This window comes from Pseudomonas rhizozeae (assembly GCF_031583775.1).
Classification (GTDB): domain Bacteria; phylum Pseudomonadota; class Gammaproteobacteria; order Pseudomonadales; family Pseudomonadaceae; genus Aquipseudomonas.
The window spans coordinates 53,458-69,665 of the sequence record NZ_JAVLSB010000075.1 but is presented as its reverse complement, the minus strand read 5'-3'; the positions used below and the strand labels follow the sequence as shown (position 1 = coordinate 69,665).

15 protein-coding genes and 1 pseudogene are annotated in these 16,208 nt (G+C 54.5%); 11 read left to right on the top strand and 5 right to left on the bottom strand.

The features are described from left to right. Positions 1-60: 60 nt before the first annotated feature. Entirely contained in the window at positions 61-1,500 is a 1,440-nt protein-coding gene (locus tag RG836_RS26325) for an amidase (RefSeq protein ID WP_310850723.1), read from the bottom strand. 116 nt (positions 1,501-1,616) lie between these two features. Here RG836_RS26325 and RG836_RS26320 point away from each other — a divergent pair, with 116 nt between their 5' ends. From RG836_RS26320 to RG836_RS26305, 4 genes are all read left to right on the top strand, one after another. Then, entirely contained in the window at positions 1,617-2,207 is a 591-nt protein-coding gene (locus RG836_RS26320; protein ID WP_310850722.1) for a TetR/AcrR family transcriptional regulator, read from the top strand. Between the two features lie 190 nt (positions 2,208-2,397). After that, positions 2,398-2,958, top strand: coding sequence for a nucleotidyltransferase family protein (locus RG836_RS26315; protein ID WP_310850721.1), 561 nt, complete (start codon positions 2,398-2,400; stop codon positions 2,956-2,958). A gap of 152 nt (positions 2,959-3,110) precedes the next feature. Then, positions 3,111-3,350 carry a DUF7660 family protein gene (locus tag RG836_RS26310; protein WP_310850720.1) on the top strand — a complete coding sequence of 80 codons (240 nt, stop codon included), beginning with the start codon at positions 3,111-3,113 and terminating at the stop codon, positions 3,348-3,350. 269 nt (positions 3,351-3,619) lie between these two features. Further along, positions 3,620-4,030 carry a hypothetical protein gene (locus tag RG836_RS26305; protein WP_310850719.1) on the top strand — a complete coding sequence of 137 codons (411 nt, stop codon included), beginning with the start codon at positions 3,620-3,622 and terminating at the stop codon, positions 4,028-4,030. A 330-nt stretch (positions 4,031-4,360) separates the two neighbouring features. Here the strand turns inward: RG836_RS26305 and RG836_RS26300 are convergent, their stop codons facing one another. The 3 genes from RG836_RS26300 to RG836_RS26290 all read right to left on the bottom strand — a co-directional run bounded on the left by RG836_RS26300 (position 4,361) and on the right by RG836_RS26290 (position 6,857). Further along, positions 4,361-5,128: an SDR family NAD(P)-dependent oxidoreductase gene (locus tag RG836_RS26300; RefSeq protein ID WP_310850718.1), complete on the bottom strand. Its 768-nt coding sequence runs from the start codon at positions 5,126-5,128 to the stop codon at positions 4,361-4,363. A gap of 49 nt (positions 5,129-5,177) precedes the next feature. Then, positions 5,178-5,876 carry an NADPH-dependent F420 reductase gene (locus tag RG836_RS26295; protein ID WP_310850717.1) on the bottom strand — a complete coding sequence of 233 codons (699 nt, stop codon included), beginning with the start codon at positions 5,874-5,876 and terminating at the stop codon, positions 5,178-5,180. Between the two features lie 177 nt (positions 5,877-6,053). Further along, complete coding sequence (locus RG836_RS26290) at positions 6,054-6,857, bottom strand: NADPH-dependent F420 reductase (RefSeq protein WP_310850716.1); 804 nt, start codon at positions 6,855-6,857, stop codon at positions 6,054-6,056. A 132-nt stretch (positions 6,858-6,989) separates the two neighbouring features. On the opposite strand from RG836_RS26290, the gene RG836_RS26285 reads away from it, so the two are divergent. From RG836_RS26285 to RG836_RS26255, 7 genes and pseudogenes are all read left to right on the top strand, one after another. Next, on the top strand, positions 6,990-7,874 hold the full coding sequence (locus RG836_RS26285) for a LysR family transcriptional regulator (protein WP_310850714.1): 885 nt from the start codon (positions 6,990-6,992) through the stop codon (positions 7,872-7,874). A 612-nt stretch (positions 7,875-8,486) separates the two neighbouring features. Next, positions 8,487-10,727 (top strand): putative bifunctional diguanylate cyclase/phosphodiesterase, encoded by a 2,241-nt coding sequence (locus tag RG836_RS26280; RefSeq protein ID WP_310850712.1) that lies wholly within the window; start codon positions 8,487-8,489, stop codon positions 10,725-10,727. Positions 10,728-11,240: 513 nt separating this feature from the next. After that, a complete protein-coding gene (locus RG836_RS26275; protein WP_310850711.1) occupies positions 11,241-11,783 on the top strand; it encodes a redoxin domain-containing protein in 543 nt (180 codons plus the stop codon). Positions 11,784-11,794: 11 nt separating this feature from the next. Beyond that, complete coding sequence (locus RG836_RS26270) at positions 11,795-12,334, top strand: DsbA family protein (RefSeq protein WP_103367061.1); 540 nt, start codon at positions 11,795-11,797, stop codon at positions 12,332-12,334. A gap of 98 nt (positions 12,335-12,432) precedes the next feature. Beyond that, positions 12,433-13,533, top strand: a complete 1,101-nt coding sequence (locus RG836_RS26265) for a low temperature requirement protein A (RefSeq protein ID WP_310850709.1) — start codon at positions 12,433-12,435, stop codon at positions 13,531-13,533. Between the two features lie 226 nt (positions 13,534-13,759). Continuing rightward, a complete protein-coding gene (locus RG836_RS26260; RefSeq protein WP_027614304.1) occupies positions 13,760-14,062 on the top strand; it encodes a putative quinol monooxygenase in 303 nt (100 codons plus the stop codon). 187 nt (positions 14,063-14,249) lie between these two features. Beyond that, a pseudogene (locus RG836_RS26255) lies at positions 14,250-14,438 on the top strand (monovalent cation:proton antiporter-2 (CPA2) family protein); the annotation flags it as partial. A gap of 38 nt (positions 14,439-14,476) precedes the next feature. On the opposite strand, the gene RG836_RS26250 reads toward RG836_RS26255, so the two are convergent. Continuing rightward, positions 14,477-15,460: an LLM class oxidoreductase gene (locus tag RG836_RS26250; protein ID WP_310850707.1), complete on the bottom strand. Its 984-nt coding sequence runs from the start codon at positions 15,458-15,460 to the stop codon at positions 14,477-14,479. Positions 15,461-16,208 lie beyond the last annotated feature (748 nt).

The following is a 16,208-nucleotide window of genomic DNA, read 5'->3' as shown; positions in this document are numbered from 1 at the left end:
CAGTGAGGTTGGGGCATGCAGCCTCACTACTTGGCTCATTTCGATTCAACGCCGATCAAGCTACTGGTGGTTGCCCGCCCAGATGGGCGGGCGTCGGTCAAACCAAGGCATCGCCCGTTCAAGCTGCGCCGCCAGCTGCAGGAGTAAATCCTCACGACCATAAGCTGCGCCGAACTGCATGCCGATAGGTAAACCGGATGCCAGATCCTGCGTCAGTGGCATCGACATGGCAGGGCATCCGCTGACATTGAAAACGGCAGTGAAAGGAGAGTGTTCGAAGACATGGGCCATCCACCCTCGGCCATCGAGCGTTTCCTGACTCGCATTGTAATGGCCTACGAGAGGCTGGGAGTCAGGCAAGGTCGGCGTCAGAAGCACATCGTAATTGCAGAAAATATCTCCGACTTTTCGGGTCACCACATTGCGTTGGTACATCGCTTCCAGCAATTGGGTTGCGCTCAGCTCACGGCCGAGCCGGTAAAGGGCGAGCGTGGCAGGTTCCAGAGTCGATTCATCGATGGGCCGATCCGTCGCAGTGGCGATGGCGTCGATCCAGGCGGCTGTGTTGCTGGACCAGAATCGCGCATTCAGTTCCACGAACGCTTCCCAGCTCAAGCCCATGTCCGCGACAATGGGAGTGACGTGGTGGCCCAGTTCCTCCAGAGTCCGACAGACAAGGTTCAATCCGGCGCTAACCGCAGGCGCTGTCGACTGACCACTCAGAGCATGGCCCTGTACGGCGATGCGTAAAGGCCCTGGCTCGCGACTTAGCAGCGACCGGTAGGAACATGTCGGTGGTGCAATGTGAAATGGATCGCCCGATGCAGGGCCGTGCACGGCGTCCAGCACACTGGCGGTATCCCGGACGGTACGGCTGAGCACCCCATGTACGGCCAGCCCCGCCCAGACCTCGTCGACATCCGGTCCCATGGGTAAACGCCCCCGGCTTGGCTTCAGGCCGAACAAACCACAGCAAGCCGCTGGCACGCGAATTGATCCGCCGCCATCGGTCGCATGGGCGATCGGGACCATGCCAGCGGCGACAGCGGCACCCGAGCCTCCACTGGATCCGCCGGCGCTGCGGTTCAGGTCCCAAGGATTGCGAGTGGGGCCGTCTACACGGTTTTCCGTGGTGGTGCTGGCCGCCAGTTCTGGCGTGGTCGTGCGGCCCAGGGCGAGCAGGCCGCTACGTCGAAACCGCGTCATCAGCTCAGAGTCGGCTCCGGCAACGCAACCTTGTGCCAGTCGGCTACCCAGTTCATTGCGCCGATTGCGTACGGTCAAGCCTAGATCTTTCACCAGCATTGGCACGCCCTGCAGAGGCCCGGATTGCGCATGCGGTTCGTCAACCCATGTCTCGACGACGGCATTGAGATGCGGATTAAGTGCCTGCATGGCCCGCAGGGCAGCGGCACGCACTTCAGACTCACTGGTCTGACGGTCGGCAATCAGGTTTGCCAGGCCTACAGCGTCATGTTCGGCGTAATCGGAAAGATTCATTGAAATCCCCAGAGATGAGAGATAGATACTGCTGAGTATCGTACGATACCTGTTAGTATCATGCGATACTGTGTAGTATCTATGTCAAGCAGAATGTCATCGCAAGAGAGCCTGTCGTGCCAAGACCTATTCGCCCTGAGCGCATCGCCCAGCTGCCACCCCGCGAGCGCATCATCGATGCCGCACAGGCGCTGTTTTTTGAGCAGGGCATTTCCCGAGTCACTGTGGATGCTATTGCCGCCTTGGCGGGGTCGACAAAAATGACGTTGTATCGGCATTTCGAGACAAAGGATGTACTGGTGCAGGAATGGCTGAGACTACTGGCTGAGCAATACAGTGCAGTGCTTAACGATTTGTCCAGCCTGTGGCCCGGTCAACCGTTGAGGCAGTTACTTGGGTTCGCTGAATTTATCGCAGCAGATCTGGCCAGCTCCGGCTACCGCGGATGCCCTTTCGCCAATAGTCTGGGTGAGCTCCCGGACCCACTTCACCCAGCGAGGCGTTTGATCGAGTCGCACAAACAACGGCAATTTCAACGTCTCGCCACGTTGTGCGAGGAGGCTGCTTTGCCTTTTCCAGTGGACGTGGCGCAGGAACTGACGCTGTTAATGGAAGGGGCGCAGGTGGTGGCTCAGAACAAAGGAATGGACGAAGTAGGTGCTCGTCTGATGCGGATAGTGAGCAAGCGTTTAGGCGTTGCTGTCTAGGGTAATCGTCAGGGAAACACCCTGACACCGGTTCGAGGTAAGTAATTGGTTGGTGAAACGCCGGTATGATCGCTTCTGGCCGAAAGCTGTCGATCATGAAGGGCAGCTTTCGTGCCAGAAGCAGACATTAATAATTCGCCCAAAGCCTCGGTCAGGTAAGCTCACCTTTAGCCACCACGGAGGGCATTTGATGCATTTATTGACCAACGAGCGACTACTGGCGATCGCCAAAGGAAACGTCATCAACCAGCAATTGCTAATGCTCCTGCCGACGCTGGAAGTTCCTAACTGCATGCTGACAGCGGGATGTCTGTTTCAGACCTTTTGGAATTATCAGGCAGGACAGCCTGCCGAATGGGGAATCAAAGATTACGACATCGCTTATTTCGATGAAGATCTTTCTTGGGAGGCCGAAGATCGAGTGATCACTCGGATTCGCTATGCTTGTTCCCATCTCGACGTCAACGTAGAGGTACGCAATCAGGCCCGCGTTCACTTGTGGTACGAATCTAAATTCGGTGCAGCCTATCCTCAATTGAGAAAGGTAACTGATGGCATAGATCGCTATCTGATCAACTCGACCTGCCTGGGAGTGGATGTTTACACAGGGAGGCTCTACAGCACACACGGGCTGGACGATCTTCAGAACAACCTACTTAGACTAAACAAACTGAACCCTCTGCCTAGCTTGTTTAGCCAAAAAGCGGCTAGCTATCGGGCGCGCTGGCCATGGTTGAAATTAGTCAGCTAGACGTCCGCTGCGGATCGTTAGTCGCGTTTCGCCATCGGCAGCTTTAGGTCGATTTTCAGCCCTTTGAGACAGGCGACAATCGACCAGTAGCGGACATAATTCGCTCTATGGATAATCCGACGAGCTACTTATGACTTTGAGCGGAGAAACCCATGGAGCTTCATGAGCAATTGGATCAGGTAAAGGACGCCAATACCTTTCTGGCTTTTGCCCACGCCCTGGCGGAAGACAAATCGAATGGTGACTGGGAAAACGGGACGATAGAAGCCTTCCTAGACGGAGCTATTGCATGGGCCGAGGCCAGTAATTTTGGCGTCGATCAGGGGCTTCAAGGCTCCAATCCTTGGCTGCAATTCGCTAATTTTTTGTACTGCGGAAAAATATACGAGTAAACAGGTGAAGTGTTTATTCGCTTTAAGCGTTGCGTCTAGGGGGTAGCCGAACGGGCTTGGCGCCACCTCACGATCGACCGATTCTGGTCGGTCACCGCCAATTTTAACTGGCTGTATTGGGTCGAAAGACGTCTTTCGGTGAAGACATCGGAACGTCGCTACGCCCCGCGCGGAGCGGGTAGCAGCGTGGAGATGGGAATCGCCTGAGTCGTTGCGCGCTTGATAGGTCATCGTCATTCTGGAATGCGACGATTTCTGAGGAGATTGAAGTGGGCATTGACCGTCTGTTAAAAAAGCGGCAACTGAACGTGCAAGAGCAAAATGCTCTTGTGGCCCACACACTCATGGTAACCGCCAAAGCTTGGTTGGCCAGAGGGATTCCCCTAGCCTTAAAAAACTATGGCGAGTCGAAAGGCATTAGATGGTCAGAAACCGTAGTACTGGATCTTGAAGTCGACTTTCCCGGTATGCCCAGCCTTTATGGTCTTTTGCTCACTCAAGCAGAGCGGTTCATAGAGTTTGAAATTGATACCGATGACACTCATAAGTACGTGGAATCGGTGAGTCAATGGGAGGATGTTTCTGCTAATCAGGACTACGCGCCCCGCAAGCGCGGTACTGGAAAGGGCTTCGCAGCAATTGCTCTTCAGGTGAGGCGCGAACTCCTATGCGGCTTGTAGGTGTGAATCACAGAAGCTAAGATTCCATTGTTGATCGGAAGCCGCTTTTCGCCGATTTTCTTCCGGCAACTGGTGTCCCCATTGGGTCGATTGCTGCCTGTCACGAAGGTCTGCAATCGGCCATAAGCGGACCCTCGCAGGTGACAGCTACAGACCAGTAGAGGACGTTCGCTTAGCAAATAAAAATTCATGAGAGAAATCGTACGCGAACGTTGACCGCCTTCGCGTACCAGGGAGCCCCTGCGAGCAATCGAATGTCATTATAGGCAGTGACTTTCATGGTCAACACGCAGTACTCATCCATCGCGCGTTCCTGATGGAAGGGCAACTTTACAGCTTATAGCCACCACTTGCTTCAATGACCTGAGCGGTCACCCAGCGGCTTTCCTCACACGCCAGATACGCCACGACCGCGGCGATGTCTGAAGTTTCTCCGAAGCGGCCCAATGCGGTATCAGCTTCGATCATTTTAACCATGTCGACGTTTTCACGTACGGCCGCGTTCATGTCTGTCCGTACCCAGCCCGGCGCCACGGCATTCACCGTAATGCCGTACGGACCCAATTCCTGTGCAAGCGCATGGGTCAGGTTGTTGATACTGGCTTTGGCCATCGAATAGATCGGCACTGCCGACATGGCTCGCGCGCCAGCACCGGAGGTGATGTTAATAATTCGGCCGCCATCGCTTAGACGACTAAGTGCGGCTTGAACGACGAAAAACGGCGCTCGAGCGTGGACCGCGAAGATGGCGTCCCAATTGTCCGGTGTTGCATCCCGAAAACTGCCCCAACCGGAATTTCCGGCATTGTTGACAAGAATGTCGAGCGCTTTGCTTCCGTTTCGTCTGATGAGTTCTCGGTCGAGTTGTTCGAACAATGCGGGGATAGCCTGAACATCTGACAGATCAGAATGAAGTGCGAAGGCACTACCTCCGGCGCTCTCGATGGCATCAACCACCTCCTCGGCGGCGGACTTGCTTGCGTTGTAGGTTAAGGCGATTGTTGCGCCTTCTTTCGCCAGGCGCTCTGCAATCGATCGACCGATTCCCCGCGACCCTCCTGTCACCAGGGCCGTTTTTCTCATTAGCGATTGTGGCATCTGAAACTCCATTAAACTCGAATTCTTGGTGGGGTGATCTACATGACGCTCAGGAGATCCGTTCGCGCACGATGGGACCAGGGAGTGCCTCCACAATCGAGACACCCAGCCGAATGAGATCGGTATCGCCGTTGTATTCGTGTTCAGCGATGTGGTGCAGCAGAACGCCGAGCTGCTCCAATTGGCGGGCGACTTTCAAAGGGCCTGCATTGATGGGCGTGAAGCCAGCGTCTTCAATCAAACTGCGCGTGACGTCGCCTGCCTCCTGGTCGTCAGTTGCGTAGAAAACGTTAGGTTTGGTCGCCGAGGCAGACCAGGCAGCACCCTCCAGCACCGGCGCCGCCAACAGGCTGAAGGCCTTGACCACCCGCGCACGCGGAAGACGGTTTTGCAGATACTCGGCAGTCGAGTTGTCACGCATGAAAGCATGGTCATGAAAGTGCACAAACTCGTTAGTAACGCCGAGCGGATTCATGGTTTCGATCACGATCTTGCCGTCGAGTGCGTTGCCAACCGCGTCGATCACAGCGTCTGCCCTGGGCCAGTAGACCGAGAACAACACAGCTTCGCCAAATTGAGCCGCCTGTTCGAAAGTGCCATGGCGGGCCCGATCGCCAAGTTCGGCAAGCAACGGCGCAATCTTGCGATCCTCGCCGTCCTTGGCGAGCACCAACTGGTGATCCGCAGCACCCCAAGCCCGCGCTAGCCTACTGCCAAGATTCCCGGTGTTCAGTATTCCTATCTTCATTACAGCCCCTCTTTTTTACGGTGAAAGACATCACTGTAAGAAGGCATGGAAAATAGATAAATAGCATGTGGAGCGACAGACTGTTGTCTATAGATACATCAGTGAATATCTAAGATAGGACCGGTGTGACTTTGAAAGAACCGGACGCCAGCTTTAAAGACGCCCGGTTTAGAACCATTACCCCTCGACGGTGTTCGCACTCGCCAGCTCAAGGAACAGAGCAATATGGATGGGCGGAAGACCTTCCAGCGTTCCTCCGATGGGAGACGGACGCTTGGTAGTGCTGATCAACTGACGAGCTTGTTCTGGCGAAAGCGGTTTGCCGCGCTGACGGTAGACTTCTTTGGCCTTCTCCTCGGTCAAGCCTTCTGGAACCGCAGGCGCGTAGGGCCAGAAGTAAATCGGCGTGTTGGGCTCGATACGCCAACTGTCGGCGAGTGAGCCCGCATCGACCACGTTGTATCCAACGGCCTCTATGAAGCGCGTGATGATTTCCTTAGCAACGGCGTCGTTACCAGCGATGGGCAAGGTGGTACGTTCGGCATCACCCTTGGGACGAGCGTTGTACTGCATGTGGATCCAACCAATGTTATGGATACCCTTAACCACCTTCGCGTCTTTGAGGTGTTGCTGGACCAGTTCGCTGGAAGTTAATTTACCCTGATCGAGATCGGCCCGGCGAAAATCGCCCATCCCTGGGTAGTAATTGGTTTGATCGATAACCACCTTGCCAACGAACTTGTGGGCCGGCAGAGTTTTGAAGTTCGCAAGCGGAATGGCCAGCGAGACGATATCGCCCGAGGCGATGGCCTCTTCGATAGAGCCCGCACGAGCGAGTGGTCCAAGTTCCTTTATCAACTTGGAAAGGGACTCAGGGCCGCGAGAATTGCTGATCACGACCTTGTAGCCTGCTGCGACCGCAAGATGGGCTACTGCTTTGCCCACCAAGCCCGAGCCAATGATTCCGATCGTCTGGGTCATCTTGAATATTCCTTCTATGGGGGTTTCGGCGGGACCCGCCGAGAGACATTCAGCACCCTGTAGTGCCTGGAGCGGACTTTAGATTCGATCGGTCCATTGATAAATGGAGCCTGAAGTTACAGACTGTTGTCCATGAACACATCAATTGATTTGCCGGAAATGAAAGTCTTCGTCGCCGTTGTCACCGATGGCTCTTTCACTACGGCGGCGGACCGACTTGGCACGGATAAAGCCCGAGTGAGTCGGATCGTCCGGCGCATGGAAGAAAAGCTCGGTGCACAACTGCTCATCCGCTCCACTCGGCGTCTGAGCGTAACTGAAGTGGGACGCGATTATTTCGAGCGGGCCATGTGCATCCTGACCGCCGCCGAGGCGGCTGAAGCGGCTGTGGCGCAACAATCTAGGGAGCCAAAGGGCCTGCTCAAAATCACGGCCGGATCTGAGTTCGGAACGATGGTTGTGGATCGCTGGATCGCCATGTTTCTGCGCCATTTCCCGAAGGTGACGGTGGAGGCGGAATACACCAACCGTTTGGTCGACATAATTCATGAAGGCTTCGATGTCGCTATTCGTGTCGGCAAGCTTGAAGATTCAGGACTGTCGGCGCGCAAACTGGGCGAGGTGTTCTATGGGCTGTACGCAACCCCGGAATACTTGAAGCAGGGACCGAGGATTAAAGCTGTCAGCGACCTGAAGCATCATGATCTGATCATGAAAACTACGCGCGGCCGCTCGAACTGGAGCTTGGTAAACGGAACGAATTCGGAGAAAGTCACTGCTGTTCCCCGGTGCGCCGTCAATAGCACGATCGCCGCAAAAAACCTGGCGCTTGAGGGGCTGGGAATCGCACAACTTCCTCGCTTCATGGCTGAGCCACATGTCGCGGAAGGCAAGTTAGCTTGCGTGCTGTCCGGATGGGCGGAGATACCTGCGCCGGTCCACGCCGTATTCGCATCGAGCCGCTATATGGATCCCAAAGTACGCAGCTTTGTGGACCTGAGCTTAAGCGCGTTTTAGGGCAACGAGCGATAGTCCAGTGTGCGACTTAGCAACGTCAGTGCGATGCCGGCACTTTTTCCTCTAAACGCGTCATTTCGGAAATGAACTCTATTGGCATGAGGGATCGAATTCACCGTTTATCTCGGCACGTCTTAACAACAGAAGGCCAGCGATGCGCCTGCCATTTGGTCGGAAGGTGCCGCTCTGAAATGTCCGCTTTTGGCCGATAGCTGCCGTCCACAAATGACTGCTTTCGGCCATAGGCAGTATGACGGGACTCCAGTAGAGCGGTCTGTAGGGCACGGACGAAATCGCTAGGGTGCGGCGTCGTCTTGGCACCGCCCACGCCGTAGCCACGGGTGAACAATCAGGCTTGAAAATCGCAGCGTTCGATCTGGCCACCTGCGGTGTCGTGAACGTCCGTAAAAGGGCGGATTTCCAAAAGTCGAGACAGCGAAGTCAGCCAGACGGCAACAATGTGATCCTGCTTTTTTTGTTAGATCTGAGTCTGTTTTTAACGGGGCAACGCTCTATAGAGTGTATATCCGACGCACAAGGGGACAGTGATCGGCCCGCTGCAGTTTCTGGCTCTCTGAAGACCGGACGAATCGAGAGTCTTCAGGAATCACCATGAATACTCGTCCAAGCTTTCAGAGCAAGACCTTCCCTCAATCGCAACGTGACATTCTCGGCATGATCGCGACCGATCAGCATCTGGGCGATGTACTCTGCGCCATCTGCCAGATGCTCGACACACAGACTCCCGAAACCTACTGCTCTATCCTGCTGGCGGATGCAGAGGGCAAGCACTTACTTAACGGCGCGGCACCAGGCCTGCCGGCCGAGTACAGCGAGGCGATAGATGGAATGGCCATTGGTCCGCAGGAAGGGACCTGCGGCACAGCAGCGTTCCGGCGCGAGCTTGTAGTCACCGAAGACATCGCACGGGACCCGAACTGGGAACGTTTCCGCAGCCTGGCGCTGGGGCATGACCTGCGTTCCTGCTGGTCAGTCCCTTTGCTCTCCCATGAAGGAACGGTGTTGGGGACATTTGCCCTGTACCAAAAGAGTATCCATGCGCCGGACGAGGTGCAGATTCAACAGCTGGTGTTTGCCGCGCAACTGGCAGTCATTGCGATCCGTCATGAGCGTGACGGTCGGCGATTGGAGGAGAGCGAACAACGTTTTCGTTCATTGTTCACCTATAACCCCAACCCGGTGTTCGCCCTCGATCTGGCCGGCAACGTCCAGAGCGTCAATCCTGCGGGCCTGAAGCTGAAACCGCAGACGGCCGTCAATTTCATTGGTCATCATTTTTCCCATCTTGTACTCGATGAGGATCTGCAACGGGTCAGTCAGCATTTTTGCGCAGCCCGTGCCGGATCGCCTCAGCGCTTCGAGGCACAGCTTCGCGACGAAAGTGAGCAACTGTTGACCATGGATATCTCCAACCTGCCCATCATGGTCAACGGAGAGATTGTGGGAGTATTCGGCATTGCCCGGGACATCAGCGCACAGAAAAATTTCGAACGCGAATTGAGCTTCAATGCTAGCCATGACCGGCTGACCGGTTTGCTTAACCGTGTTTCGCTTGAAGAGCGACTTGTTCGGGATTGCCACATCAGTCGTCGGCGTAATCGGCGTCTGGCGGTAATGTGCATTGATCTGGATGGATTCAAATCCATCAACGATTCGATCGGGCATTACTTCGGCGATCAGGTGCTGATCGAAGTGTCGCAACGCATGACCCAGCAAGTTCGTCCCGGTGACACCATCGTGCGCATGGGCGGTGACGAATTCATTGTGCTGCTGCCGGACCTGCTACGTGACGAGGACGCAGTGCCAGTCGCCGAGCGCTTGATGGCCAGCATTGCCAGACCCTACTGCATCCAGGGCATTGACCTGCATGTGAGTGCAAGTGTCGGCATCACCCTGAGCGATGGTCACATTGAGCAGCCGATGCAACTGATCCAGCAGGCTGACATGGCCATGTACAAAGCCAAGCAGCAAGGGCGCAACAACTTTCAGTGGTACACCAGCGAGCTCAATCAACGTGTTTGCGAGCACGCGAGCCTGCGCAATGACTTGCAAAAGGCTATCGAAACTCAATCCTTCCAGCTGCATTATCAACCGCAGATAGACGCACGCACGGGGCAGGTGGTCGGGATCGAAGCCTTGCTGCGCTGGGAGCATCCGGAAAAAGGATTTATCTCACCAGCGGTGTTTGTAACAGTGGCTGAAGACAGTGGTCAGATCATCCCGCTGAGCCTTTGGGTACTCGATACGGCCTGCGCGCAGTTGCGTCAACTGGGCGAGCAGGGCATCACAGGCATCTCGATGGCCGTGAATATTTCGCCGATGCATTTCCAGCGTGGGCAGTTCGTCGAGTGTATACAGGCAGTGCTGAACAGGTACGAACTTAGCGCCGGGCAGTTGGAACTGGAGATTACCGAGTCGCTCCTGTTGCATAATGTTGAGCAGGCGATCGACACGTTGCACCAGCTCAAGGCTCTAGGTGTACGCATTGCGCTCGATGATTTCGGCACCGGTTATTCCAGCCTCAGCTACCTCAAGCGCTTACCCATCGACAAAATCAAGATTGACCGTTCTTTCATCCGGGATATCGCTACCGACCGTCACGATGCCGCGATCACCCAAGGCATTATTTCCATGGCCCATCACCTCAGCCTGACGGTGGTCGCCGAGGGTGTGGAAACCAAGTCTCAAGTGGATTTTCTCAAGGGCGGTCGCTGCGATGTTTTTCAGGGGTATTACTTTGCTAAACCGATGCCCTATGCGGACCTCGAAGCTTTCCTAAGCCTTCGCGCGTCCCGGTCCCTGACGCCCGATCTTGTCTGTCCCGAAGTTTGAAAAGGCGAATCTTCAGATTCGAACGAGTCCGGTTGCCCTGAACCACACTTCAGTTGCCACTTCGGTCCTGGAGCGTTCCTGTTGAGCGCTTCAGATCTTTTGCCGGGTCCAGAAGCGTTTGGGAAACTGAGCGCTTTAGACCCAAGCTCTGCTCAACACGCCTGGCCGTGGACGCATTAAGCGCGTGACTGTTGTTGGCACTGGAGGGTACCGAAAATTCGTTCAGTTACTACGGTAAGCGTCATCAACGACTATAGTCATTGGTGAGCCAGAGCGAATCCGACCATTCCCCTGCCAACCTGGCCTAATCCAATTCCGCGATTACACGGCGGATCTTCTTGTGTTCTTTGATGCGGAACGTAAACGTTTCGCTGCCGAAATTACTCACGCTCAGGCTGAGATCGAGGCAGCGTTGTCTTTATTTGAACCCTTGATGGTGGATGGAGTTATCCCGTCGGGCACGTCGTATCCCACTGAGCACGTCCCAACCACCCATCTATCAAGGTTCAAGCAATGAATACTCCAGAGTTAGATGATGCACAAAAAACCAATGGCGACCTGGTTCAGGGTCCGCTGCCGGCCGGCACTGTCGCGCCCGACTTCACTCTTCACGCAACCCCTGATCAACAGTTGTCGCTGCGTGAGCTAAAGGGAAATCCCGTGATACTGGCGTTTTATCCCGCTGACTGGACTTCGGTGTGTGGTGACCAACTGACCTTGTACAACCAGTTGTTACCCACCTTCAGAGAATATGGTGCGGTGCTATTGGGTATCTCGGTTGACAGCGCCTGGTGTCATCAGGCCTTTGCCAAAGATCGAAATTTCCACTTCAGCCTGATGGCCGATTTCGAGCCCAAAGGGACGGTGGCACGACAGTATGGAGCGTACGAGTCCCAGCTCGGAGTTTGTAGGAGGGCACTGTTCGTGATTGACAAGGAGGGGGTGGTCGCCTGGAGCTACGTCTCACCAATGGCAATCAACCCTGGGGCGGACGGCATTCTGGATGCGCTGGATGCTCTGGTGAATTCGCCACAAAGTACGCCAACCAAAAATTAACAGGTGATTACATGGCCACTCTCAAAGTCCCGGTAAGTGCCAACGACCATCGCCAGGGAAGTGCGCATGCCAAGGTCACCTTGGTGGAATTTGGCGACTATGAATGTCCCTATTGCGGTGAAGCTTATTGGATGGTCAAGAATCTGCAACAGCATTTTCGCGATGACTTGCTGTTTGTGTTTCGTAACTTCCCTCTGACCACCGCTCACCCCCATGCATTGGGTGCAGCGGTCACCGCTGAGTATGCCGGGAGTCGAGGATTCTTCTGGGAGGCCCACGACGAATTGTACGAAAATCAGGATCGATTGGGCCTGCCGCTGTATCGCGCCATCGTTCTCAAACACGGCCTTTCCAGGGAGGAATTCGATCTTGCAATGCAAGAGGATACTTACATTCCCAAAATACAAGCCGATTTCAATGGCGGTGTACGCAGCGGCGTGAATGGCACCCCAGCGTTTTACATTGACGGGCTTCGCTATGACGGGGTCCCAGAGTTCAACGAGATGAGTCAGATGATTGAGCTTCTGTTAGTGCGCGGACGAAATCGCTAGATTGCGACATCGGCCCGGCATCACCCACACCAGAGCCGAGGGCAAACCAGCGTTAGCTTCCTTCTACATTAAAGAGGTGTACACGGAGCCGGCAGCTAATGAAATCTTTGAAGTATTATGAAAAAAATCGACACGCCACATGGTTGGAGTTGTTTTTTAACCTGACTTTCGTTGTTACGATAGGCCAGGTTACGCACACTCTCGGACATGTTCATGACGGGCACTTTGAACATAAGCAATTATGGACATTCTTGCTGCTTTTTGTACCGTTGTGGTGGATCTGGTCCAGTCACACGATTTACTCCAACAGGTTTGATACAGACAGCAATCTTCACCGTTTGGCAACATTATTCATAATGCTCCTGCTCATTGTGCTATCGGCACGGATCGGGGAAGATTTGGAAGTAAACTACCCGCTTATTATTGCCTGCTATTTTGGCATACGTGCCATCATCAGCATCATGTACATTTCGTCCATAAGTAAATTCGATTCTCGCGGTGAGCTCTCCTCTCGGCTCGGCTTCGCCCTGTTAATTAGCGCAGTCATTAGTCTCTCATCGGTTATTTTCGACCCGCCCTTGCGTTACCTTGTTGCTTATATTGGGATTGTTCTTGATATTCTGTTTCCTGTATTTTTCTGGACTAAACTAAAGCCATTGCCAGCACACACAGAACACTTGGTTGAGCGCATAGGCCTACTCACCCTAATCTTATTGGGGGAGTCAATTATTAGCCTTTCCGGAGGCTTATCTAACATTCAATGGGGTTATTACAATGTGATGGCGGCCATCACCGGATTCATCATGATTTGCAGTATCTGGTGGATCTATTTTGATAGCTTTTACCTGCTGAGCAAAAATCACAGCAGTATGAGTGGGCACGCCTTGATCTACTCGCACCTTTTTCTTTTTATGGGGCTGGCACTCCTAGCAAATTTGATCAGGCATGCGATCCTGAATGACATTGCGATGCGCGATTTCCAGATCATGTCGATCATCGGCATGGCATTGTTTTTCCTGGGGAAGCAATATGGCTATTTCATAGCCGTGAGTCGAATAAGGAAATACATACTGCAAAACACCTTGATCGTGCTTTCTTTAGGTGGGTTAGTTATATTTCTACCGCGTGTCGAGTACATATTGGTCGGCCTGACAGTAACCATGATCTGTTATGTTCTCCTGAATTTCAGATATCGTTGAGTATTTATTATCAGGCCACAGTTCGGGAAAAGTGATCAAGCGGCTGGTCTGCGGCTTGCACGTTGCCCACTACGTCATTCTCAGTGTCCGAGCGACATGCGACGCTACCCTTGGTCTCTTTGGGTTTGTAATCCTGGTGTCGTCGACCATAGTTAATTGCCGGATGCCCCTTTTAGCTATTGCGACCAGATAGCACCAGCCGCACCGTAACAACAGGAGCCACGTCATGGTCAAAGTAGCGTTGTTCGTTCGTCTGGAAGCAAAACCTGGGAAAGAGAATGAGGTGGAGCGCTTTCTCTTGAGCGGCCTTCCTTTAGTGGAGGAGGAGCCAGCCACTACAGCCTGGTTTGGAATCCGCTTGGGGCCATCCACTTTTGGCATCTTTGACGCATTCCCGGATGAAGCGGGCCGGCAGGCTCATCTTTCGGGCAAGGTCGCGGCGGCGCTTATGGCAAACGCTGCCGAGCTGTTTGCCGAACCGCCATCAATCGAGAAGGTTGACGTCCTTGCGGCCAAGCTGCCCGGTTAAGCAAATCCAACAGGAAGTTCCATTCAGTTCGGGGAGGCTCACGATGTCTTGTATGAAAATCAGGATCGCCTGGGCCTGCTGTTGTCCCGGGCGGTGATCAATTAAAACACTTGTATTTAAGATAAATGTCATGGCTAAAGTGCCGTGTCCAGGATTCATGCCATGCTTGCGCGCTCGGTACAGTGAAAGGATACGCGCGCAAATCGTGTCCATGGACGGCGTGGAGGCCTCACAGAATCTGCAAGGCAATGTGCTCATCATTGGTTTAGGCTGGGTAGGGTAGATTGCTTGCCGGGCAACGGTCGCTCATGGCGCGAAGATCTCCATCATTAATATAGATCCGGAGGTCATCCGCGCCGTGACACCTTATGGTTTCGTCAAGTGAGCATCCGTCGGCGTAGCAGTGACCGATATTCAATGCGCTGCCGGACGCGGCTGCACTCCGAACTGCGCAACGATGTGCGTACCCAATTCCTCAATAACTTCCACCGCAGGGCGCTTGCCGTATTTGAGATTGAGAATGACGTGGTCCACGCCGATTTCCTCAAGCGACTCCAGCAAAAATCGTAGATGGTAACGTCCAAGTCTGAACCCCAAATGGATACGTGTGGGTGGCGTTGACGGATTCTCATCGAGATCGATGTACAGCGACTGAGTAAAGGGCTTATACACAGAACCACATTGTTTCGTGACCTCCAGTCGCCAATCTTCCACGACCAGCCGCTGCATGTTCGGAATGCGTGGATAGTTGATCCATCCGTTGCTCTCACGCGCGATCCAATCCAGTGACTGGCGACTGTTGCCGGTCACGAGCATTGGAATGAATTGGGTGGTAGGTTTCGGAATCAGGTCTGCGCCTTGCATTTCACCAGTGCTCCAGTGGATGGGCTCAAAACTGGTGCTGTGGGCGCGGCGAATCACTTCGTAGTGTTCTCGAAAGATCTCTCCACGCCTTTCGGGATCGACGCCAAACGCCGAAAACTCCACTGGCCGATCTCCCGAAGCAACCCCCAGAATCAAGCGACCAGTGCTCAACTGATCGACGCTGGCTGACGCCTTGGCCGTGTGCAGGGGATGGTGTAGCGGGATGGCGATGGAGGCGGTGCCAAGTGCAATCTCCGAGGTATGGGCGGCCATATAACCCAGGTAAACCCAGGGGTCGAAGACTTGGCCGACATCGCCGAAGCCAGGGTCGCGAAGCGGCACGTCGCGAAACCAGAGCGCGCAGAAGCCCAGCGCCTCGGCTTGTTTAGCCAGTGTGACCTGGTTGAGCATGCTCGGAGTGTCCCCGTCGAACGCCTCCATGGGAAAGAATAATCCAAGGCTCAAATGCCCCTGAGTGAAGGTTCGGCTGAACCCTCTATGCTGCTGGTAAGGAATCGTGCTCGGCCGATACATACGGATTGACCTCATGGCAGAACGTGAACAGCGCCCCCGTTTCCAGAGGTGCTGCGGCATCGGTCGCTTTTGAACGGCAGGTGGGGGGACTGGGTCTGGCTTTTACCCGTTGCGCCGTACTGCTGGTCGTGTGGACCGGACTCAGGGGGCAGTTGCTGGCGATACGCGCGGGTTGGTCCGGGTGGGTGTTAAGCGGACGGTCAAAGGAAGTCAGATCTCTCGGCTCTATACCACCAGATGGGCAAGGCGTTCGAGAAATCATTCTATAAGCGTAGGCGGTTTTGCAGCTCTCCGCCATATTCTTACAATCGAGCCGCTGGCGGGCGAAAGTCGCGTATCGAAGGCAGTTATCGGTCGTTTCCTGCCATTCCAGAACGGCCGCTATTGGCCGAAAGCGGCCCAAAATTTTCCCGATTTAGTAAACAGTCCTTACGCGCGCATGTTTATTCCCAGCTTTCGCCACGTCCAGAAACCCACAAACCCTTGTGCCTTTGCCTACAGCTGCGCCAGAATCCGCCGGCTTGTGAGCCCGGCCACCCACCGGTAACTTGATCCACGTCACTGCCCATCAGTGATCGGGTTTAGTAGCCCGAGGTTATCCAGTAAGGTGCGCAAGCTCCGTTCAGTCAGGCATTCCTGCGCCTGTGCTTTATGGTGACTGTGTACAGGGCGCCCTCGGGCGCGCCGGCTTGCTGGGTCCCCGGTCTACTAACCTGTGCACAGTTGCCTCCACTTCCGTTTAGTAGCG

What these genes read in the sequence shown, in the direction of transcription:
- RG836_RS26325 (WP_310850723.1), bottom strand. Translation starts at nt 1,500, where the DNA reads ATGAATCTTTCCGATTACGCCGAACATGACGCTGTAGGCCTGGCAAAC.
- RG836_RS26315 (WP_310850721.1), top strand. Translation starts at nt 2,398, where the DNA reads ATGCATTTATTGACCAACGAGCGACTACTGGCGATCGCCAAAGGAAAC.
- RG836_RS26310 (WP_310850720.1), top strand. Translation starts at nt 3,111, where the DNA reads ATGGAGCTTCATGAGCAATTGGATCAGGTAAAGGACGCCAATACCTTT.
- RG836_RS26300 (WP_310850718.1), bottom strand. Translation starts at nt 5,128, where the DNA reads ATGCCACAATCGCTAATGAGAAAAACGGCCCTGGTGACAGGAGGGTCG.
- RG836_RS26295 (WP_310850717.1), bottom strand. Translation starts at nt 5,876, where the DNA reads ATGAAGATAGGAATACTGAACACCGGGAATCTTGGCAGTAGGCTAGCG.
- RG836_RS26290 (WP_310850716.1), bottom strand. Translation starts at nt 6,857, where the DNA reads ATGACCCAGACGATCGGAATCATTGGCTCGGGCTTGGTGGGCAAAGCA.
- RG836_RS26285 (WP_310850714.1), top strand. Translation starts at nt 6,990, where the DNA reads ATGAACACATCAATTGATTTGCCGGAAATGAAAGTCTTCGTCGCCGTT.
- RG836_RS26280 (WP_310850712.1), top strand. Translation starts at nt 8,487, where the DNA reads ATGAATACTCGTCCAAGCTTTCAGAGCAAGACCTTCCCTCAATCGCAA.
- RG836_RS26275 (WP_310850711.1), top strand. Translation starts at nt 11,241, where the DNA reads ATGAATACTCCAGAGTTAGATGATGCACAAAAAACCAATGGCGACCTG.
- RG836_RS26270 (WP_103367061.1), top strand. Translation starts at nt 11,795, where the DNA reads ATGGCCACTCTCAAAGTCCCGGTAAGTGCCAACGACCATCGCCAGGGA.
- RG836_RS26265 (WP_310850709.1), top strand. Translation starts at nt 12,433, where the DNA reads ATGAAATCTTTGAAGTATTATGAAAAAAATCGACACGCCACATGGTTG.
- RG836_RS26260 (WP_027614304.1), top strand. Translation starts at nt 13,760, where the DNA reads ATGGTCAAAGTAGCGTTGTTCGTTCGTCTGGAAGCAAAACCTGGGAAA.
- RG836_RS26250 (WP_310850707.1), bottom strand. Translation starts at nt 15,460, where the DNA reads ATGTATCGGCCGAGCACGATTCCTTACCAGCAGCATAGAGGGTTCAGC.